The organism is Vibrio sp. SALL6, assembly GCF_002002385.1.
Taxonomy (GTDB): domain Bacteria; phylum Pseudomonadota; class Gammaproteobacteria; order Enterobacterales; family Vibrionaceae; genus Vibrio; species Vibrio parahaemolyticus.
Window position 1 is genome coordinate 159,244 of sequence record NZ_MQVK01000006.1, and the last position, 20,951, is coordinate 180,194.

Here is a 20,951-nt window from a genome sequence, read left to right on the forward strand (position 1 = left end):
TACGGATTATCTTTTTGATCTTATTATTATTACCCGATCATGTCAGCATTCCGGATAATAAAAATAAGTAACAGAGGACATTCGCTCTGGTTAACCGTCAGGCTTCAGCCCGTTCTTGCTGAAAGGCTAAAGAGATTTTGAGGTATTGCTACTGAGCCTTAAACTTCGATTTGTCCAACTGATGTTTTTTTAGTTTGTCGTACAAGGTCTTGCGTGACACCTGTAATTCTAGTTGAACCTCTTTAAGTCTGCCTCTGTGTCGCTGCAATGCATCAAATAACAGACAATATTCAAAGTGTTCTGTGCGTTGAGTCATGCTCTGAATTTCGATGCTCTTTTCACTGTCCCAATCTTCCATGCGAAAAGTCTCAGGTTTGAGAGCGCGCAGCTCCGCAAATTGGCGCAGTTGTTTAACGTTTTCTGGCCAAGAAAGCTCTGTAATTCGGTGTACTTCGTCCAAACTGATGTGCGGTGGTTGCAGCTGATAACGGCTTGCTGCATGACGTACGAAGTGTTTGTAAAGTGGGCCAATATCTTCTTTGCGTTCATCCAGCGTTGGTAAGTGGATGAGCGTTGCGAACGCTTTAACATCGGCATCAACCTTGGTCGTCGCACCAAATACGCGCTCCAATTTCGGGTGGTTAAACAGGCATTGCCACTGTGCGAGCGAGATATGTTCTGCGCTGTGCAGGTACAAACTGCAATGATTTGAGTCTTCCGTCAGGTGGTCAATTGCTTTGTCGAGTGCATCTAGCGACAGTTCGTAAAGGTCTTCACCTGAGGCGGCAATCAGCTCGCTGTCTGGTGTGGCGTGAATATCGTGAGCAAATTGCGCAGCTAATCGGCGACCAGTGCCGTCTTGTCCCACGAAAATCAGAGGTTGGTTCGTCGGTGCGCTGATTAAGGCTCGGCGAATACTCACCATGACTTTACTGTGACCAATCATTTTCGGGCCGACATGGGTTTGCATGTCGAGCTCTTTCTTTAGCCAGATGTTTTCTTGCAACAAGTTCAGCTTATCGCTGGCGTTGTTCAGTGATTTCATCAGTTGATCGGTTGAAAATGGTTTTTCCAGAAAGTCGTACGCGCCGCTTTTCATCGCTTCGACCGCCGTTTTAACGTCGCCATGCCCAGTTAGAACGATGAATTGAAAGTGGTGATTTTTGCTCAGCAGCGTACGCATAAACTCTAAGCCATCCATGACCGGCATGTGAATATCCGTAATGATGATGGCTGGAGAATTGGCATCGATAACTCTGAGTGCTTCAACGGCATTGGGAAAGCAAGTGACTTCAATGCCCTCGATAAGTAGTGCTTGTGAAACGGCATCACGAATGTGTGGTTCGTCATCAACAAAGATAACTGCGTTATGCATGGTCGTTTTCCGTTACTGGTTTGGTGGTACTGGTGTTTGCCATCGGAACGGTGACCACAAAGGTCATGCCACCTGACTTACCCGATAGCGTCCCTTGGTGGTTATAGGCGCTGAGCGCTCCGTGATAGCTTTCTAAAATACGTTTTGAAATGGTCAAACCCAGTCCGAGCCCTTCTGGTTTGGTGGTAAAAAACGGGTCAAAGATTTTCGCCAGTGCCTCGTCAGACATCCCCGGGCCGTTATCTGACACCAGAATATCGCAGCTCGAATCGTGGCATTGAATCGCGATGGAAATTTGTGGATCAATACAATAGCCATCCATCGCTTGCGCAGCGTTGTGGAACAGATTGATGAGCACTTGTTCTAGTTCAACGCTGTGAATGGCGAGCCTCACCTCGTGGTCGATCGTCGGTACTTTGAGCGTGACGCCTTGCTTGATCAACTTATTGCTCAATATGCTGGTGGCATTGTGCACCGCATCGTGGAGTATCGACACTTCATTATGAGGTTCATGAGAAGTTTTACGGGTGAAGACTTTTAGCCTAGCAATGACCTCGGCAATAGTCTCGTTTAGCGAGAGCATCTTGTTTAAGTTGTCTGCGACCATCGGGTAGCGTTCCATCGACAACAAGCGCTGGGAGTTTTCGGTGTAAGTTCTCAGCGCGGCAAGTGGTTGGTTTATCTCGTGGTTGATACTGGCAGACAACTCTCCCAGCAAAGCAAGTTTGGCGGCTTGAGTCAGCTCTTGCTGAGTTTGTCTTAGCTCTTGCTGGCTTTGTTCATACTGACGAACCGTTTGCTGCAATTTGTGGTTTGCTTCACTTAGTACAACCGTGCGTTGCATGACTTTTTCTTCCAAGCTCACATTGAGATTGGCAAGACGTGCCTTGTTCACCAACATCTGAAACCATGCCAATGCGATCAGTGCAATCAGCGCGTATAAAATCAAATAGACTACATCGGCCTGCAATACTGCCGTCAGTACGGTGTGGTGATTGATTAACGCTACAACGCGAAAGCCTTTATCCAACAAATGTGTTGCGTACGCGAGGTAGTTTGGTGACAGTAATAATTGGTTATCCGCAAACTCACTTTCGTCACTTTGCGCGGTAAGCTCGCCGTAATATTCGGGCAACGTGTCACCGTATTGGCGAGTTTCAGTCAGTTCATTGATGGCCGTTGGTGAGAGTGGAAACAGTGCGCGATAGCGCCAGTCGGGTAGGTTGCTCATAAACACTACGTTGTGTTTGTCGGTCACCAAAACGTCTGCGCCACTTTGTGCAAGGCGCTGTTCCAATTGCTCCAAATTCACTTTTACCGTGATGACGCCGATGACATCGCCGTTCAACCATAGTGGAGAGGAAAAGAAGTAACCCCGTTTGTTAGAGCGTACTCCTAACCCCACGTATTGGGCTGGCTCACCACGACGGGCATTTTTAAAGTAAGGGCGATAACTAAAACTCGAACCGACAAACGTATCCGCCTGTTGATAGTTACTCGAAGCGATAACCAAGCCTGTTTTATCATGGACATAAATGGTATCGGCCAAACTTTGCTTCAGCCATTGCGCCAACAGTAAGTTCAGTTCTGTCGACGGTGCACCTTTCTCAACGGCTTCAAGCAAGCGTGGATCATGGCTAAGCAAATTGGGAATTTGTTCAAACTTCGCCAGTTCGTAGTCGACTTCTTGTGAGACTTGAGCCGCTTGGCTTTTGAGCTTTTGTTGCCATTGATCGTGTTGATAGCGAGTTGCGTAGTGATGCGTAAGAGCAAGCCCTAAAATGCCGATAGCAAACAACAGCAATAGAAAATGACGCAGGGCTTTGGGATTGAGTAAGTTCACAATTAGCTCACCGGAGTTTTTAATGCCATGTTATCAAAAGGTATTAAACGATGCTGTGAGCGGTAACGGTAACTAGGAATCGAACTGCATTTTAGAAGTAGTATTCCGTACTAATAAATACGTAACGGTTGTTTGCCAAGTAAGCGATTGGTTTGTTGCGTAACATAGCGGTCAGTTTGTGCTCACTTGAGGTTAAATAGTCAATCTTGTCCCGTTAGAGAGCAAACGAAGCGAAGTTATTTTGGGATGACTTCACGTTACTTCTCGTCGCTTCATTCTCATTCTTTGGGTGGAAAAACTTGCCCTGCAGTTGGTCTTTGGTCTCGTTAGAAGTGTTGCCGCGCCTCGCTTTTTGCCTGAACCTAGAGGTTACCATCGGTTTTTCAACATCTATGTTTGCTGTCCTTGTATTTCAGTAGCTTCGGGAGCACAATCGACAAAAACGAGTGAAGGAGTAAAGATGGAACTTGCTGATATTCGTCGTGAGTACACGAAAGGTGGCCTACGTCGTAAAGATTTGAAAGCTGATCCAATTGATCAATTCAACCTTTGGTTAGAGCAAGCGATTAAGGCGGGGTTGACTGATCCTACTGCGATGACAGTGGCGACCGTGGATGAAAACGGCATGCCATTTCAACGAATCGTTTTATTGAAAAACGTCGATAAAGATGGCTTCGTGTTTTACACCAACTTAGGTAGTCGCAAAGCGCAGCATCTTGAACATAACAGCAACATCAGCCTGCATTTCCCTTGGCATCCACTAGAGCGCCAAGTTCACATTACTGGTGTAGCTGAAAAGCTGACTGCGATGGAAAACATGAAGTATTTTACTTCTCGCCCTAAAGATAGCCAGTTGGCGGCCATTGCGAGTAAGCAAAGTAGCCGTATTTCTGCTCGTGGAGTACTGGAAGGTAAGTTCCTGGAGCTCAAACAGAAATTTGCCAAAGGTGAAATTCCAATGCCAACATTTTGGGGCGGCTTTAGAGTTAAACCGCAAAGCATTGAGTTTTGGCAAGGCGGTGAGCATCGTCTGCATGACCGTTTTCTATTCTCTCAACACGATGGCGAATGGGATATAGACCGTCTCGCGCCATAGGGCATCTTATTTAACGCCTAACAAAACACCGCCATTTAGGCGGTGTTTGTGTTTATAAAGATAAAGCGGCGTGGCGTTAGCGCTCTCCATTCAGAACAACAGAAAGCTGATGTTTAAGCAGCGTTTTGGGTACAACAGAGCCATAGCCTGCCTCCATTGCTTTATCGATCAGCTCGTTCTTACTATTCGCTTCAAACTTGTTTCTTAGACGTGCGACGTGCCCTTCTACCGTTTTTGTGGAGATGCCCATCACTTGAGAAATAAACTGAGGTTTTTTGCCGTAAAGCAGTAAAAATAGCGTTTCTTGCTCGCGGCATGTGAGCTTTTCTGGTTTCGGATTCAGATTCGAAAAACGGAAAATGGATTGATGGTTTATGTCTGTACCGATGGCTCGACACACCCAGTAGCCCACTTCAATCACGGCGGTGTCGGTTAACTCTCGGCCATAAAAAATGGTGCCGAGGATGTTGCCTTGTTCATCTCGCCAAGGGGTTTTCGTGAAAATATGTGCGCGCCAACGCCCGTCAGGGTAAGGATGAATATCAAGGATCTTCAACGATTCGCCCGTTTCGATCACATGTTTATCTTGGCGTTGAAATTCTTGTGCGCATTCAGTGGTTGGGCTCGACATCTCGAAGTCAGTTTTACCAATGCACTCTTCTGGTGAGGCATGGCCCAATAATTCGGCGTATTCCTGATTCACATAACGGAATACCGAATCTTTATCTTTGCACCCCCAACAACCCGGTAGCTGTCGGAGGAGCGACTGTTCTATGGTATTGACTGGAATATTCACAAGAGGACTCACTACTGCTATTTGGCCCCAAGCCATCTCTCCATCAGCTGTGTTTACACCAGCATTCAGACATGACTTGGATACATTGCCTGCTTTATGCAGGTCAGTATGCTCACTTCATGGATTCTTTCGTCATCTACGCGGTGTTATTCCTTGATCATGCTTTCGGTAAATAGCACCAGATGACACTGGGAGCGGAGAAAAATGGATCAAGAGTACTCAGCGTGGTGATTGACGTAAGGATACGGTGAGATGGCCGATATAATATCAGCTTATGCCATTGTTTTCATTTTTGAGATACAAAAAAAAGCCAGCCTGAAGACGGGCTGGCAACACAAGATATAATCTTGTCGACGTGTAGAAGAGGTTCTAAATTACATAGCGAGGGTCTGCTAAGTAAGTTAGAGGTATCAATCAGATACCGAGAGCTCAGGGTCGTATGCATCCTAGAGCTCGAGGTCTAATGTATTGAATCAGGGGCATATTAGTAAGGGGGGAAATCCCTCTATGTGGTTTATATTCAATCGATTAATGCGTTTTTAGCCATTCGCGGCAGCAATACATAGAAAATACGAGACTTTTGTAGTGAAGATCTTTAGGAGCTTAGCCTGTTGCCAATGCCTGCCTTTTCTATCTGCCCGTTTTTGTTAAGAAAGTTGGTTGTACATTGACCGTAAGTTAATCTCGCATGATCATCGTTCCGGAACTATGATCATGTGGTTGGAGTTGATCTTGTTGGTTTGATCTTGCGCGATTGGCTCCGTGGAGATTTGCAAGGCAACCGAGAAGGTATATCATGCCTCGATGTAAGCCGAACGCTTAAGATGACCGTGTGAAATGAGTGACTCAGATAACCCGAAAGCCCCACCATATAAAGAAAGTATGCTGCCAAAACCAGCAGAACTGATCACATTGCCATCTTATATGGATTGCCATGATCATGCTTACACGCAGATCGTGATTGGGTTGAAAGGTCAAGCGGAATTCGAAGTCCGTGGGCAGGGTAATTTAGTCGGTCCTGGGCAAGGTTGTGTGGTAACAGCATGCTCTGATCATGCTTTCGGCGGCGTGATTCATCAGTCGGATATTTTAGTGCTGAATATGCCGAAGCCTACCAATGATGACCCTGAGATGCTTCAGAAGATCAATAACCTAGAACGTTCCCACCTTTACTTTCAACTCGATGGTCAAATTCAGAAGCTGATTCAGATGCTGGTACAGGAAATGCGTAACCATCCTGACGATCTGCTGCTTAGTCGCGCGTGTAATGACACCGTGATTGCATTGATGCAGCGCCATATCTCTGCATTTGAAACCAGCCGCAAAGATTCGCGCTTTGATCTAGAAGCAATAGACCGCTACATCGAACAACATCTCAGCCATAAGATCAGCGTAGCTCAGCTTGCGGGGCGCGTTTTCTTGGGTGAAAGCCAATTCCACAGCTTGTTTAAAGATCAGATGGGGATTACTCCGCATCAATACGTATTAGGTAAGCGCATTGATATGGCTCGTGAGCTAATCGAGCAAGGTCACCTCTCTTTAGGGCAAATCGCCGAGTTTACCGGCTTCTCAAGTCAAAGCACTTTTACTCATACCTTCACTCGATTGCAGGGACTTTCTCCCTCTCAGTATAAGAAACAGGTTGGGTAAATTTACCCAGAAAAAGACAAAACCATGCTCTATGCATGGTTTTTTTGTACTTTTTTACCTGTGATCTATTTCTCAATTTTATAGATTTAAGGCCAAATTGACGGTTTATTGAGCGTTGTGGCCTCCAATGCTCAAAAGAAGGTGTTGCTATAAGAATAATCTTATTGATATTCCTAACATTTTGTTGTGATTAAAATGCAAAAATTAAAATTTACAACACAAAATATTATCTATTTGAATGTGACTATGTGGATGTTTTGTTATAAAAGCGAGTTTTTGGCAAAAATATCGTAGTTTTTGACAAGTATTATTATCGGCCTCAAAATACACTGCCAGCCATTGATGATCCTCGAAGCGGTTTTCGAGGAGTGAGATTGAGGAACACACATGTTTACAGCTACGAACGTGTTGACACCGGAATTTATCGGGCAGCCGCTTGATAAGTTGTGGTCACTGATCTCGCCATTGTATATGGTGGACGAGTCTCAATGGCTAGAGCAATTATTGCCACTAGCGACGCCGACAACGGAAGAAAAATCGGCGATCACTAACCAAACGACCAAACTTATTGAAGCCATTCGTGCCGATAAGAAGTCAATCCAGATGATTGATGCACTTTTGCTGGAATACAGTCTCGATACTCAAGAAGGTATCTTGCTGATGTGTCTTGCAGAAGCGTTAATGCGAATCCCGGATGCGGCAACCGCAGACGCGCTGATTAAAGACAAGTTAAGCGTTGCGGACTGGAAATCTCACCTGAAAAACTCAGACTCTGTTTTCGTTAACGCGTCAACATGGGGCCTAATGCTGACAGGTAAAGTGGTCGGTCTTGGTGAGCAAGGCACCCAGAGCCCAAGTCAGGCTGTAAACCGTCTGGTTAACAAATTCTCTGAACCTGTGATTCGTAAAGCCATGTATCAGGCAATGAAGATCATGGGTCACCAGTTTGTTCGCGGCCGCACGATTGAAGAAGCACAGAAAAATGGTCGCCCGATGCGCGACAAAGGTTTCACTTACTCATTTGATATGTTGGGTGAAGCGGCGCTAACAACAGCGGATGCAAACAAATACTTCAAAGATTACCTAATGGCGATCGAAGCGGTGGGGCGCGAGACTTACGGTAACGACACTAGCCCTGCGCCTTCGGTTTCTATCAAGCTTTCAGCATTGCACCCTCGCTACGAAGTGGCGAACGAAGAGCGTGTTATGACTGAGCTGTACGAAACGCTCATGCAACTACTAAAACGCGCGATTGAAGTCGACGTTGCGATCACGATTGATGCAGAAGAAGCTGATCGCCTTGAGCTGTCTCTAAAGCTGTTCGAGAAGATTTACCGCAGTGACCTCGTGAAAGGTTGGGGCAAGTTTGGTCTTGTTGTGCAAGCGTACTCGAAGCGTGCTCTACCAGTATTGGTTTGGCTCAATGCCCTTGCGAAAGAGCAAGGTGACTTGATCCCACTTCGCTTGGTAAAAGGCGCGTACTGGGATAGCGAAATCAAATGGTCACAACAAGCGGGCTACGACAACTACCCAGTGTACACACGCAAAGAAGCGACCGATGTTGCTTACCTTGCATGTGCGCGTTTCCTATTAAGCGAAGGCGTACGTGGCAATATCTTCCCGCAGTTTGCCAGCCACAATGCGCACACAGTTACTGCGATTGCAGTGATGGCGCAGCATAAGGATTTTGAATTCCAACGCCTACACGGCATGGGAGATTCACTCTACAACCATGTGATGGAGAAATACGGCCAACCTGTTCGTATTTACGCTCCAGTTGGTAGCCACGCGGATCTACTGCCTTACCTTGTTCGTCGTCTGCTAGAAAATGGCGCAAACAGCTCGTTTGTACACCGTTTGGTTGACGCGCGTTGCCCAATTTCTGAACTGACACATCACCCTGTGGATGCGCTAACCAGTTTTGCGACGCTGAATAACGATAAGATCCCAATGCCTTCAGGTATTTTCCCTGAGCGTAAAAACTCTTACGGCGTCAACATCGATATCGAAAGCGAAGCCAAACCATTTGAAGCGCAAGTTGAAAGCTTCCTAAACAATAAGTGGATTGCGGGCCCTGTGATCAACGGTGAGCGTTTTGCCGAAAGCATGATCAAGGAAAACCTCGCTGAGATCATTACCGCGCCTTACGATCGTCGTGTTGAAGTGGGTCAAGTCGCTTTTGCAACTCTTGATCATGTTTCCGCTGCGATTGAGGCGGCGCAAGCGGCATTCCCAGAATGGAAAGGCACTGCGATTGAGCAAAAAGCGAAGTGTTTAGAAACACTTGCTGACCTGATGGAAGCAAACTTGGCGGAGTTGGTGGCGATTTGTCATCAAGAAGCGGGTAAAACCATTCACGACAGCATTGATGAAGTTCGTGAAGCGGTTGATTTCTGTCGTTACTACGCAAAACAAGCACAAAACCTACAACCATTTGAACTGGAAGGTTTCGATGGTGTGAAACGCATTTCAAGCCGTGAAGGTCTTGGTGTGTTCGTTTGTATTAGCCCTTGGAACTTCCCTCTGGCGATTTTCCTTGGTCAAGTAACCGCGGCGCTTGTTGCGGGTAACACTGTGGTTGCTAAACCGGCTGAACAAACCAGCTTGATTGCTGCTCGCGCGATTGATTTGATGCTGGAAGCTGGCTTCCCAGCTGGCGTAATTCAATTACTTCCTGGTCGCGGTGGTGAGATTGGTCATGCACTAACCTCTCACGACGCCATCGCAGGTGTCGCATTTACGGGCTCTACGGCAACGGCACAGCGCATCAACGTAACGTTAGCAGAGCGTACCGCGAAGCCAGTACCGTTTATCGCGGAGACTGGCGGCCAAAACGCCATGATCGTCGACAGTACTGCACTGCCAGAGCAGGTGGTTCGTGATGTGATTCGCTCTGCGTTTGCATCGGCGGGTCAACGCTGTTCTGCGCTTCGTGTGCTGTTTGTACAAGAAGACGTTGCGGACCGCATCATCACCCTTATCCAAGGCGCGATGAAAGAGCTACACGTTGGTTTGCCTTACTTGCACAAAACCGATGTGGGTCCGGTTATTGACCGCAATGCGAAGCAAAAACTCCTTGCTCACCTAGAACAGATGAGCAGCACGCAGAAGAAAGTTGCGCAGCTGCAACTGGAAGAAGCGTGTCAATACGGCGATTTTGTTGCACCAAGTGCGTTTGAAATCTCAGGCATTGATGTTTTGAAAGAAGAGCAATTTGGTCCGATTCTTCACATCGTTCGCTTTAAAGCGTCTGAACTGCCAAACGTTGTTGAGCAGATCAACCAAACTGGTTTTGGTCTGACTATGGGTATCCACAGCCGTAATGAAACCACTTACCGCTGGATTGAAAAACACGCTCGCGTGGGTAACTGCTACATCAACCGAGATCAAGTTGGTGCGGTTGTTGGCGTTCAGCCATTTGGTGGTCAAGGCTTGTCTGGTACAGGTCCAAAAGCTGGTGGTCCTCACTACTTGTACCGCTTTACTCAACATCTTCTTGCTCAAGCAGAGAACGCATAAGGAGTCGCATTATGGTTCATCAGATCACATATTTTAAAGATGCATTCTCTGCTTGGGAGCAGTGGAATCTGACCGATTTTGATTACAAATGCGAACATGTGTTGGCATTAAAACCTGCACTAGAAGGACAGAATGCTGTTGTGGCAAAAGTAGTGTCTTACCACTTGCAACAAGCGTCTGCACTGCTTGCAGAACCTCATCAGTTAGTGGGCCCTACGGGGGAAACTAACGAGCTGTACGCGGCTGGTCGTGGTGTGGCTTTGGTGATTTGTGAAAACAACATCGAAAACACTGAAAACGCGCTGTACAGTACTTTTGCAATGATCACCAGTGCCCTCATCGCAGGTAACAGTGTTGTGATTTGCAGCGACAATGCCGAGCTAAACCGACTGGTTGAGCAAGCGGTATCGTCAACAAACTTCCCATCTAACTTAGTCCAAGTAGTTGCGTACGATGCGTCTGCCCCGTTGCTAGAAAGCGATGTACGTAGTGTGGGTTATGTTGGGCATTCTCAGGTTGAGCATGCGCTCAATCTTCAATTGGCTAAGCGCGATGGTGCTATCGTTGGCTTAGTTTCTGAAACGGATTTGGAGTCACCAAAACTGGCTCACGATCCGCATCTCTCGTTGCGCTTTATTACTGAGCGTACTCGAACGATAAATATTACAGCGGTGGGTGGTAACGCGACTCTACTCGAGTTGGGGAACGAAACTCACTAACCTGACTTGTGACACCAATTTGAAATAACCAGCCTGAGAGCTTGTTCAGATTGGTGTCTCTTGCTTTGACGTATTGCTGCGATGGCAAAATGTCAGAGAAGACAAGGAAGGAAATAATTATAACGAGGACTATCAAATGATAGAAAATAGCTTTGCTATCACGTCCACTTTTGTGGCGTATTTAATAATTATGGTTGCCATTGGCGTTTACGCGTATAAGAGGACTTCCAATTCATCTGACTACTTCCTAGGTGGCCGTAGCCTAGGTCCGTGGCCTGCTGCATTATCTGCAGGTGCATCAGACATGAGTGGCTGGCTGCTACTAGGTTTGCCAGGTTACGCGTATGCAGCAGGTATCGAGGCATTTTGGCTAGCAGGCGGTCTACTTGCTGGTACATGGGCTAACTGGTTCATCAGTGCAAAACGCCTGCGTACTTACAGCATCCAAACTGACGCGTTAACATTGCCAGAGTTCCTGTCACGTCGTTTCAACGACAAATCAAAACTGATTCAGACCATCTCTGCGTTTTTCATTCTTCTATTCTTCCTTTTCTACACCAGCTCAGGTTTGGTTGCAGGGGGCAAACTGTTTGAAACCGTATTCGGCCTTGATTACAGCATTGCAGTAGTTATTGGTACAGTTTGTGTGGTTTCTTACACGCTGTTCGGTGGTTTCTTAGCGGTATCTTGGACTGACTTAGTGCAAGGCCTATTGATGGCAGCAGCACTGATGATCGTTCCGATTGCTGTTATGGACGGTGGTTTTGGCCAACTGTCTTCAGACATGCACAACATCAACCCAGAACTACTGACGTTGTGGAACGATGTGAAAGGTGAGCCTCTGTCAGCTATCGCGATTATCTCGCTAGCGGCATGGGGTCTTGGCTACTTTGGTCAGCCACACATCCTAGCGCGTTTCAAAGCATCACGTTCAAACAAGGACCTAACTACAGCGCGTCGTATCGCTGTGGGTTGGACTGCGCTTTCAATGGCAGGTGCAATGCTAGTGGGTCTAGTTGGTCTGGTATGGGTGACTGGCCATCCAGGCACGCAACTAGAAGATGGTGAGAAAATCTTTATGTTGCTTGTGAACACCGTATTCCACCCAGTGGTTGCTGGTATCCTACTAGCAGCAATCCTAGCGGCAGTAATGAGTACAGCGGATTCACAGCTTCTGGTATCTTCGTCTGCACTAGCAGAAGACTTCTACAAGCAAGTGATCAAACCTGATGCATCTTCAGAAGAAGTGGTGATGATTGGCCGTGTGGGCGTTATCGTGATTTCTTTGATTGCATTGTTCCTAGCAATGACACCAGACAGTTCTGTGCTAGGCCTTGTATCTTACGCTTGGGCGGGCTTCGGCGCGGCATTTGGCCCTGCAGTAGTACTTAGTCTGTACTGGAGCGGTATGAACCGTAACGGCGCACTAGCGGGCATCCTAGTGGGTGGTGTGACCATCGTAGTTTGGAAACAGCTAACTGGCGGTTGGTTCGACGTTTACGAAATCGTACCGGGCATCATCTTCTCAACACTGGCTATCGTGTTGGTTAGCAAGATGACTGGCGGTGCAGGTCAAGAAGTTCTAGACCAACACCAAGAGTACAAGCAGAAGTTGGTTGATCTAGACTAACCGCTGCAAAGATGACAAAAGCCCGCGAATATCGCGGGCTTTTTTATTGTGTTTAAATCGGTTTAGCTAAGCGACTTATTCGCGGATTTTTGAGTAAATCACGGTGTTACTCAGCTCTCCCGATGTGGTAAGACGTTCGTTTCTGAGTTCGCCTTCGAACTCATAACCACAGCGCTCGGCGACAGCACGGCTCTTTTGGTTGGTGCTATCAGCATGAATTGCGATTCTCTTGGCACCCAAATCATCAAACGCATAGCGCTCAACTTCGAGCACAGCCTCGGCAACATAACCATTGCCAACGGCAGCATCATCTAACCAATAACCTATCTCAAAGGATGGCACGTCGGGATCTCGAATCATCAAGCCGACCGCACCCAGTAAGCGATCGCTTTCCTTTTCAATGATGTAGTAACGCAGCTCTTCTTCGAAGTTTTCAAAGTTTGCGATGGCTTTCTCTGTCCCTTCTATCATCGCTTCTAATGTCAGCACATGAGGCACCCACGGCAGATAGACTTCGAGAGTCTTTTGGCTGCGAACGACAGCTTGATGCGCCTCTTCGGCTCGTTCTAAACAAGCGGGGATGAGTTTGAGACGTTTCGTTTCCATGCTGGCTATCCTATGGGTGAAAAATGAACGGAAAATCATTTAAACAGATGTACTTAGAATGATCTAGTCACCGCCGTCATATTATTCACTTGGTTTGCCAGAGAGAAACTGAGAGAATCGAACCGTTATCAAACCAACTAGGTTCATTATGAAACTTTTAGTAAGAAACTTGGCTCGTCACATGACCGAGCAAGATATCCGCAAATTATTCTCAGCGTACGGCAAAGTAGAACTGTGTTCGCTAGTGCTTGATCAAGAAACGGGTTTGTCGAAAGGCTTCGGTTTTGTCATCATGCCGGACGAAGCAGAAGCAATTTCTGCTCTTGAAGCACTGAATTTGACGAACGTAGAAAAAAGCAAAATTCGCGTGAAAGTCGCACAAGACTAACACAGAGGAAGCCAGCGTAATTGCTGGCTTTTTTGTCTTTCTATTTAGAGACCAAATTGGAAACTTCTGGAATATCTTCTTTTTTGCTTTAACGACATTGATCATCAAGCCTCTTTTCAAGTTTTTTCATTAAATCCTTTAACTGCAGAGAATCGAAATTGTCAGAATTCGGCACTTGGTAAGAGTCGTTGACTGTGTAGATCATCAAACTTTGGCTGGAGAAGGACTCTTTCTGTATTTGGACTCTGACAATGTCATCAAGAGGTAGACGGAAGTAAACCGTTGAGCCCTGGCTGTACTTCAAGGCGCTAGTGCTTGCATCGATATATAGCGTTTTAGGATTGAACGCGCGGCGCGTGAAGTACGTTGAGAGCAGTTTCAATCCGACTATTGTGAGTGCCAAGAGTCCAAACTCGACGAGCTTGTCTGCTAGGTAGGAAAAATAGAACAGCGACAACGATACCGTTCCCAGCAAGAAAGGGTTGTTCTTGGGCAGATTTTGTGAAGTTTCATGGATGATCATCCGACATATCCCTCGACTTTATTCAGAAGCGACGAACGTGAGTTGGTAGACACAAACCTTTCGTTCTTTGCCTTGCATGCGCAATGTTTTGTCACCGACGTAAGGGATCTTTAGTTTTTGGATCACCGATTTAGAACGGAGATTGTCCACCAAATGCATCACGGTTATTCCGTTTAACTCAAAGTGAATTCGAGCAAATTCGAGTAAGGCTTTGGAGGCCTCGAATGCATAGCCTTTTCCCCAATGTGGCACGCCAACCCAGTAGCCTAATGTTCCGTACCCCTCTTCGATACGCGGTAAACTCACCGCACCAAGTAACTCCCCGGTGTTTCGTAAGGTAATCGCGTATGCCACGCCTTGATGCTGCTGATACATCGGAGCGTGCCTATCTATCCATGCTTGCGCCATCGGTAGCTCATAAGGATGTGGGATGTTTGCTGTCATGTCGGCAATTCGCTTATCTCCAGCGAGTAAAGCCACTTGTTGGCAGTCACCGATATGGAATGGCCGGAGGACGAGTCTTTCGGTAGTGAGAGTCGGTTGTATCGTCATGCATTTCTTCCTTGATGAGACGGCTGTTATTGCTAGCAACTGGTTTGCGGGGTAAATCGAGATAACAAAGCGTTACGAAAGCTCGACCTAGCCAACTGTAAAGTTGTCACGCGCCTTACTAAATAATAAGCCCTAACAATAGCTTATGTGTGATGTATCGTATTATTACACACATAAGTGCTGTTTTTCATATAAGTGGTATAAAAGTTGAGGTCTGACCAAGGTCTCAGTTTTTTCATACTTTAGTAGGATTTTTTGAAGATAGGGCACAAAAAAGTAAAGGGGCTTTTTTATTGTGGAATTATTTTGAACAAAATATGTCAATTGTCAGTAGCACACAAAAATTCAGGGAGAAGAGAGATGCCGGATATATATTGCTCAGCGTGTAGAAAATCAACGCAACATAAGGTGATCATGAAGCGTTGTGAGCCTCAATCCGTTGACACGTTAACCGGTAAGGTGGTGAGTTTCACGCAACTGATGGCGAAGTTTGTCTCAGGTGAGCACTATTACGAGATGGAACCACAGTATTTTTGTCGTTGCTGTAACCACCGAGCGATCGGTGAAGTGGTACCTCACCCGGCAAGACACGTATCGGCCGCTCTGTAGTTTAACGTTACGCTGCTAAAGGCTCTTCGTTGGAGTAGGGCGATCCGTCGATCATCACTGGCCAGCCATAAGATGCGTATTCACGTGCTAAAAACTTAGCGACTTCGTGAGAAACCGTGGTGTATGTCCATTCGCCAACACCAAACGGTTTGTACGCCAGTTGTAAGGTTAACATTGCTTTTTCCTCAATAATTTTTCCTATTATTGCCTTACTATTTGGCTCATTTCTTCTGTTTATAGCTCACTTTATTCTCTGCAAAGTTCATCGTTTCACTTTTTCATTCACACCGATTTTTCTCTTATAAAAGCCGTGTGAGTACCTTTGTTATTTATAAACCTATGTTAACAACTAGGATGTGTTTTTAGGTTGATGATGGCTTTTTGTGCTAAGCAAACGTTAAAACTAAGCGGAATTCACACGTTGTTCATTTGTTAGTTTGCAAACATAACGGTAACGATTAATGTAAAGCTCCCTGAGTTGTTACAAGGATGTGTTGATGAGCTACCAATTAGACAGGATTGATCTGCATATTTTGAGAGTGCTTCATTCACGCGGGCGAATTCCCGTCGTCGAACTGGCGAAGCAGATTAACTTAACCACGTCGCCGTGCTCAGATCGCGTCAAAAGGCTTGAGAAAGAAGGCTATATCAATGGCTATCATGCAGAGTTGAATGCTGAAAAATTAGGATTGGATGTTCAGGTGTTCATTCATATTCGTTTGGATCAAACCAGCTTCTCGATTTTTGAAAAGTTTGCCAAAGCGGTGGAATTGATGCCAGAAATCGAAGAGTGTTATTCGCTCTCTGGTGACTTCGACACCATGATTAAAGTCCGAGTGAAGAACATGAAAGCGTATCAAGAGTTCATGTCGAGTAAGCTAGGCACGCTACCGGGTGTTATTCAGACGCGAAGTGAAGTGGTGATAGAAGAGCACAAAACGGGATTTGGTGTGAATCCGGAGCTATTAGGCTAAAGCACTTGTCGTGGTACAGGACATAAAAAAGGAGCCAACGGGCTCCTTTTTCGATAGGTCTCTCGATGTTCAGTGAAGGATTATGCGCCGATAAAGGTGCTAATAACACCAATCAAACCACCGAATACGCCACCCCAAACTACTAGCCAGCCTAGGTGTTCTTTAATCATTTTTTGCACCATTTCTTTAACCAATGCCGGCGTTAACTCGCTAAGGCGTTGGTCGATGATGCCTTCGATGTTCTGCTTAATCTCATCCATCATGGCTGGTGATTCAAACTGCTCTTTCAAAGCTTCTTTAATGCTGTCGCTCTTGCTCAGTTCGATGATGGACACTTGCATCTTTTCGACGAAAGGTTGTCGCATCGGCTGTAGAGCTTCCGCACCACCAAACATCGCTAGCATGCCGCCAAACTGGGAGCCCTCAATGACTTCTACTAGTGAGTCAAAGGCTGGGTTTAGATCCACTTTCTCAATCACAGGTTGAAGATCGATGTTCACACCGCCCGCCATTTCTTTATTCAAGAATCGGTCGATGTTCGCTTCGGTAAAGAACTGTTCCATCATCAAATTTTTGATCGCCAGTTTGAATTCTTCAAACCGTGCGGGAATCACACCAGAACCGTACAAACCCGGCACTTTTTCAAACAGCATGTGGATGGCAAGCCAGTTAGTGATGGCGCCAGAGAAGGCAAAGAGACCTGCATACCAAAGATAGTCGTTCTGAAATTGATGGCCCGCGCCCATCAAAGCGATGGCGAGCAGATTCGTTAGCAAACTTTTGTTCATAGTGACCAGTTATGTATGAATAGAGGAAGAAATAAGTGGGCCAGATTCTATACCTAAGTCACATTGAGATGCTAGGTGTTGAGCAGATTGGTTTGCGTGGAAGCGTAGGGAGATAATTGAGGCTTTAGAAAAACAAAACCCGACAATCATTGTCGGGCCACTGCTTTTTCTTAGAAAAACTAAGATTCTATTTTTTTAATTTTTAGATGCGGTAGATCTTACAACAAAGTTGGCATTTCCATCTTTCTGAATAGCCGAATAGCTTGTCAGCCCAACTAGGTTTTACTTGTACGATCTGCATTGAACCACATTTACACATAAGCTAATTACCTTATTGTTAATTTAATAACTAAGCCATCTATTGAGTATAGCTGCTTATCAAAAAGTGAAACGATAAATGAATTCAGCTAGGTACTCTGCATTGTGTCCATTGCAATAGATACGCAACGAGGCGCTATATTAGCAGAAAAAGTGTGATCTTTATCATTGTTGGTGTTTCATAAATGAGAATGAGTGAGTTCGTCAGTTCAGTGCTCATGTAATTCGAGAATAAAAAACGGCGCTTTAAGCGCCGTTTTTAAAGGGATGAAGCGGTGTTAAGAGGCTTGCTGATTGTCTAGTTCTTCACCAAGAAAACCGCCAGTTTGGTGTGCCCAAAGTTGTGCGTAGATGCCGTTATGAGCGATCAGCTCTTGGTGCGAGCCTTGCTCTACGACGTTACCTTTGTCGAGAACGATTAAGCGATCCATCTGGGCGATGGTCGACAATCGGTGTGCTATTGCAATCACGGTTTTGCCTTGCATGAGCTCGTTCAAGCTTTCTTGGATAGCCGCTTCGACTTCTGAGTCCAGAGCTGAAGTTGCTTCATCCAGTACCAACAGCGGCGCGTCTTTCAATAACACACGAGAAATAGCGATACGTTGACGCTGACCACCAGACAACTTCACGCCTCGTTCGCCAACTTGCGCATCGTAGCCGACATTGCCAAATGGGTCTGTCAGTGTTTCGATGAACTCGTGAGCGTGCGCTTGTTTCGTCGCTTTAAGCAGTTCCTCTTCTGAGGCGGTTGGGTTGCCGTACAAGATGTTATCTCTTATTGAACGGTGCAAAAGAGACGTATCCTGTGTCACCATACCAATTTTCGAGCGCAACGAATCTTGCGTGACGTCAGCAATGTTTTGACCGTCAATCTTAATGCTGCCTTCTTCCACATCATGGAAGCGTAACAGCAAGTTCACCAACGTGGATTTGCCTGCGCCAGAGCGCCCAACCAAGCCGACTTTTTCGCAAGGTTTGATGTCGAGATTCAGATGGTTGATGACGCCTTTGTTTTCACCGTAATGAAAGCTGACGTTATCGAACTGAATGCCACCTTGAGATACGACCAAGTCTTTCGCATTCGGTTTGTCTTGGATATCGATAGGTTTGGACAGTGTTTTCATGCCATCCACGACAGTACCCATGTTTTCAAACAGGGCTCCTACTTCCCACATGATCCACATCGACATGCCGTTAACGCGCAGTGCTAGGCTGACCGCAATAGCAATGGCACCGACGCTAATCGCGCTGTCTAACCACAGATAAATCGACAAAGCCGCGACGGAAAACACCAAGATGTAGTTGGAAATTTCAACCGCCACGTCAAAGCCTGTTACCAAGCGCATTTGGCGATAAACCGTGTTGAGAAATCCTTTCATGCCTTGTTCGGCATATTGGGTTTCTCGTTGGCTATGTGAAAACAGCTTCACGGTTTGGATGTTGGTGTAGCTGTCGACAATACGGCCTGTCATGGTTGAGCGCGCATCGGCTTGCTCAGAGGCCACATCTTTCAGTTTCGGTACAAAGTAAATCTGAATCGCGATGTAAACCAAAAGCCAGACAATCATTGGAATCATTAAACGCCAATCTGCAGCTGCTAACATCACGACCATACTGGTGAAGTAAACCGTCACGTAGACAAACACGTCCATGCTCTTCATGACCGTTTCACGTACTGCGAGAGAGGTTTGCATCACTTTGGTTGCAACGCGCCCTGCAAAATCATCTTGATAGAAGTTCAGACTCTGATTGAGCAGATAACGGTGAGCAAGCCAGCGAATGGACATTGGGTAGTTACCCAACAAGGTTTGATGCACCAGCAAAGAGTAGATAACAACCAAAAGTGGCATTACAACCAGAAGTAAGACGCCGTAAAAAATCAGATCCGCTCGGTTATCTTGCAAAAAGGTTTCTGGATTGCTGGTGGAAAGCCAGTCTACCAGTTGGCCCATTGCACCAAACAGCATGACTTCAACGATGGCAACAATCGTCGACATCAGTGACATGATGATCAGTGGCTTTTCATACCCTCGGGTGTAATGGCGTAGAAAGGCAAAAATCCCTGAAGGGGGCTGATCGGGCGTAGATTTGGGAAACGGCTCTGTGAGGCCTTCAAATCGTTTAAACATAACTCATCCTAAAGTTAAAACAATGCCATCTCGGTCTACTGAATCCATCGATTTACACTGCTTGGACATGGCAGTGCGCACCGAGATAGGTGGTAAGAAATATCGTTGTCCGCTAGCCAGAAAAGCAGACGAGTTTGTGAGAGGGGCGAAAAAATAGTCTAACCGATCGCCTTTTAAATGTAACTAGTTGGTTATGAACTGAATTGAAATATCCCATTTATTGGATTTGTCATGTCCGAGCCACAAAAGCGTAAACCAGCAAAGTGACAATAAAAAATCGTGTTTCGCTGTCTAATTGCAGGAAAAATTACTTTTAGAGAATGGAAATAATCACGAAAACAGCAAAACTGAAGTTAACAATAAATTTACAATCTCTCCATTCTAGAGATAAGGAATATATTGGATGCTATTACACGAATCAGTACCCCAATTTGCTGATGGGAAAGAAGAAAGCACACAAAGTGCTCTGCGCCAAACCGCAAACTGCGTAGTGATGGTGCCACCTAAAGAATTTCGTTTTAATGAAGAAACGGCGCAAGACAATGAGTTTCAGCATCAGGTGTCATTGAGCCAGAAAGAAGTATCGCAAAAAACCATGGCTGAATTTTCGGCAATGGTTGCCACGTTACGCCAAGAAGGGGTGCAAGTGGTGGAATTTGACTATCCAGTTTCTGATGTTGCGACGCCAGATGCGGTATTTCCAAACAATTGGTTTAGCACGACACCAGACGGCACGCTTTATACCTTCCCAATGGCGTGTGAAAACCGTCAGCATGAGGTGCGCCCAGAAGCGTTAATTGCCGCGCTAGCCGCTGCAGGACGTGAAGTTCATCAGCAAAGCAGTCTAACGGATTACCTAGGAGAGCACGCGTACCTAGAAAGCACTGGGGTGATGGTTTTTGATCATCTAAACAAAACCGTTTATGCCGCGTTGTCACAGCGTTGTGATCGCCTAGTGTTGGAAGATTACGCGAATCGCATTGGTTATGAGCGCGTGATTTCATTCCAAACCCGGTTGCCATCAGGTTCGCCGATTTACCATACCAACGTGATGATGGCTGTGGGTGAGCAGTTCTGCGTAATTTGTGATGAAGTGATCCCAGAATTTGAGCGTCGTTTTGTTTTGAAGTCTCTGGCAAAAGATAAACAAGTTATCTCAACTTCGCTTGATCAGATGAACCAGTTCTGTGGCAATATTCTGCAACTGGAAACCATCAACGGCGACAAGGTGATTGCGATGTCTCAATCGGCGTACGATGCATTCTCACCAGCACAAAGAAACCAATTGGCGACACACGGTAAATTGCTGCCATTCGACGTTTCCACCATAGAATCTATTGGTGGTGGTTCTGTACGTTGCATGTTGGGTGAAGTGTTCTTACCGAGTCGCAAAGCTGTGCTTTAACAAACTACACATTTTTTGTCAGCCGCAGTGA

At 46.1% G+C, this 20,951-nt stretch carries 18 protein-coding genes; 9 read left to right on the forward strand and 9 right to left on the reverse strand.

Features of this window, described 5'->3' with window-relative positions; translation table 11 throughout:
- Nucleotides 1-148 precede the first annotated feature (148 nt).
- Entirely contained in the window at nt 149-1,375 is a 1,227-nt protein-coding gene (locus tag BIW15_RS02665) for a sigma-54 dependent transcriptional regulator (RefSeq protein ID WP_077280513.1), read from the reverse strand.
- The gene (locus tag BIW15_RS02670; protein WP_077280514.1) at nt 1,368-3,218 is read right to left on the reverse strand and encodes an ATP-binding protein; all 1,851 of its coding nucleotides are present in this window, start codon (nt 3,216-3,218) and stop codon (nt 1,368-1,370) included. The genes BIW15_RS02665 and BIW15_RS02670 overlap by 8 nt, the downstream gene beginning before the upstream one ends.
- A 460-nt stretch (nt 3,219-3,678) precedes the next feature.
- Here BIW15_RS02670 and pdxH point away from each other — a divergent pair, with 460 nt between their 5' ends.
- On the forward strand, nt 3,679-4,314 hold the full coding sequence (gene pdxH, locus BIW15_RS02675; RefSeq protein ID WP_005464858.1) for a pyridoxamine 5'-phosphate oxidase: 636 nt from the start codon (nt 3,679-3,681) through the stop codon (nt 4,312-4,314).
- Nucleotides 4,315-4,390: 76 nt separating this feature from the next.
- On the opposite strand, the gene BIW15_RS02680 is transcribed toward pdxH, so the two are convergent.
- Nucleotides 4,391-5,146 carry a PAS domain-containing protein gene (locus BIW15_RS02680; protein WP_005500148.1) on the reverse strand — a complete coding sequence of 252 codons (756 nt, stop codon included), beginning with the start codon at nt 5,144-5,146 and terminating at the stop codon, nt 4,391-4,393.
- Nucleotides 5,147-5,947: 801 nt separating this feature from the next.
- On the opposite strand from BIW15_RS02680, the gene BIW15_RS02690 reads away from it, so the two are divergent.
- The 4 genes from BIW15_RS02690 to putP all read left to right on the forward strand — a co-directional run bounded on the left by BIW15_RS02690 (nt 5,948) and on the right by putP (nt 12,628).
- Complete coding sequence (locus BIW15_RS02690; RefSeq protein ID WP_005468852.1) at nt 5,948-6,760, forward strand: AraC family transcriptional regulator; 813 nt, start codon at nt 5,948-5,950, stop codon at nt 6,758-6,760.
- A 387-nt stretch (nt 6,761-7,147) separates the two neighbouring features.
- On the forward strand, nt 7,148-10,279 hold the full coding sequence (putA, locus tag BIW15_RS02695; protein ID WP_025521473.1) for a bifunctional proline dehydrogenase/L-glutamate gamma-semialdehyde dehydrogenase PutA: 3,132 nt from the start codon (nt 7,148-7,150) through the stop codon (nt 10,277-10,279).
- Nucleotides 10,280-10,290: 11 nt separating this feature from the next.
- The gene (locus BIW15_RS02700) at nt 10,291-10,998 is read left to right on the forward strand and encodes a 1-pyrroline-5-carboxylate dehydrogenase (protein ID WP_077280515.1); all 708 of its coding nucleotides are present in this window, start codon (nt 10,291-10,293) and stop codon (nt 10,996-10,998) included.
- Nucleotides 10,999-11,134: 136 nt separating this feature from the next.
- Entirely contained in the window at nt 11,135-12,628 is a 1,494-nt protein-coding gene (putP, locus tag BIW15_RS02705) for a sodium/proline symporter PutP (RefSeq protein ID WP_005484781.1), read from the forward strand.
- A gap of 75 nt (nt 12,629-12,703) precedes the next feature.
- Here the strand turns inward: putP and BIW15_RS02710 are convergent, their stop codons facing one another.
- Nucleotides 12,704-13,234 (reverse strand): GNAT family N-acetyltransferase, encoded by a 531-nt coding sequence (locus tag BIW15_RS02710; RefSeq protein WP_005477406.1) that lies wholly within the window; start codon nt 13,232-13,234, stop codon nt 12,704-12,706.
- Between the two features lie 148 nt (nt 13,235-13,382).
- Here BIW15_RS02710 and BIW15_RS02715 point away from each other — a divergent pair, with 148 nt between their 5' ends.
- Nucleotides 13,383-13,622, forward strand: coding sequence for an RNA-binding protein (locus BIW15_RS02715; RefSeq protein ID WP_005466432.1), 240 nt, complete (start codon nt 13,383-13,385; stop codon nt 13,620-13,622).
- Nucleotides 13,623-13,710: 88 nt separating this feature from the next.
- On the opposite strand, the gene BIW15_RS02720 is transcribed toward BIW15_RS02715, so the two are convergent.
- Both BIW15_RS02720 and BIW15_RS02725 read right to left on the reverse strand, forming a co-directional pair.
- Complete coding sequence (locus BIW15_RS02720) at nt 13,711-14,145, reverse strand: hypothetical protein (protein ID WP_077280516.1); 435 nt, start codon at nt 14,143-14,145, stop codon at nt 13,711-13,713.
- 18 nt (nt 14,146-14,163) lie between these two features.
- Nucleotides 14,164-14,697, reverse strand: a complete 534-nt coding sequence (locus BIW15_RS02725; protein WP_025788617.1) for a GNAT family N-acetyltransferase — start codon at nt 14,695-14,697, stop codon at nt 14,164-14,166.
- Between the two features lie 360 nt (nt 14,698-15,057).
- Between BIW15_RS02725 and BIW15_RS02730 the strand changes: the two genes are divergently transcribed.
- Nucleotides 15,058-15,306 (forward strand): hypothetical protein, encoded by a 249-nt coding sequence (locus BIW15_RS02730; RefSeq protein WP_011106558.1) that lies wholly within the window; start codon nt 15,058-15,060, stop codon nt 15,304-15,306.
- A gap of 7 nt (nt 15,307-15,313) precedes the next feature.
- Here BIW15_RS02730 and BIW15_RS02735 read toward each other — a convergent pair whose 3' ends face one another.
- Nucleotides 15,314-15,481: a hypothetical protein gene (locus BIW15_RS02735; protein ID WP_005466428.1), complete on the reverse strand. Its 168-nt coding sequence runs from the start codon at nt 15,479-15,481 to the stop codon at nt 15,314-15,316.
- A 322-nt stretch (nt 15,482-15,803) separates the two neighbouring features.
- Between BIW15_RS02735 and BIW15_RS02740 the strand changes: the two genes are divergently transcribed.
- On the forward strand, nt 15,804-16,280 hold the full coding sequence (locus BIW15_RS02740; RefSeq protein ID WP_005465952.1) for an Lrp/AsnC family transcriptional regulator: 477 nt from the start codon (nt 15,804-15,806) through the stop codon (nt 16,278-16,280).
- Nucleotides 16,281-16,360: 80 nt separating this feature from the next.
- Here BIW15_RS02740 and BIW15_RS02745 read toward each other — a convergent pair whose 3' ends face one another.
- Nucleotides 16,361-17,068 (reverse strand): DUF445 domain-containing protein, encoded by a 708-nt coding sequence (locus BIW15_RS02745; RefSeq protein ID WP_005484721.1) that lies wholly within the window; start codon nt 17,066-17,068, stop codon nt 16,361-16,363.
- 596 nt (nt 17,069-17,664) lie between these two features.
- Nucleotides 17,665-19,515 carry an ABC transporter ATP-binding protein gene (locus tag BIW15_RS02750; protein ID WP_077280517.1) on the reverse strand — a complete coding sequence of 617 codons (1,851 nt, stop codon included), beginning with the start codon at nt 19,513-19,515 and terminating at the stop codon, nt 17,665-17,667.
- A gap of 403 nt (nt 19,516-19,918) precedes the next feature.
- Between BIW15_RS02750 and BIW15_RS02755 the strand changes: the two genes are divergently transcribed.
- Nucleotides 19,919-20,920, forward strand: coding sequence for an arginine deiminase-related protein (locus tag BIW15_RS02755; protein ID WP_077280518.1), 1,002 nt, complete (start codon nt 19,919-19,921; stop codon nt 20,918-20,920).
- Nucleotides 20,921-20,951 lie beyond the last annotated feature (31 nt).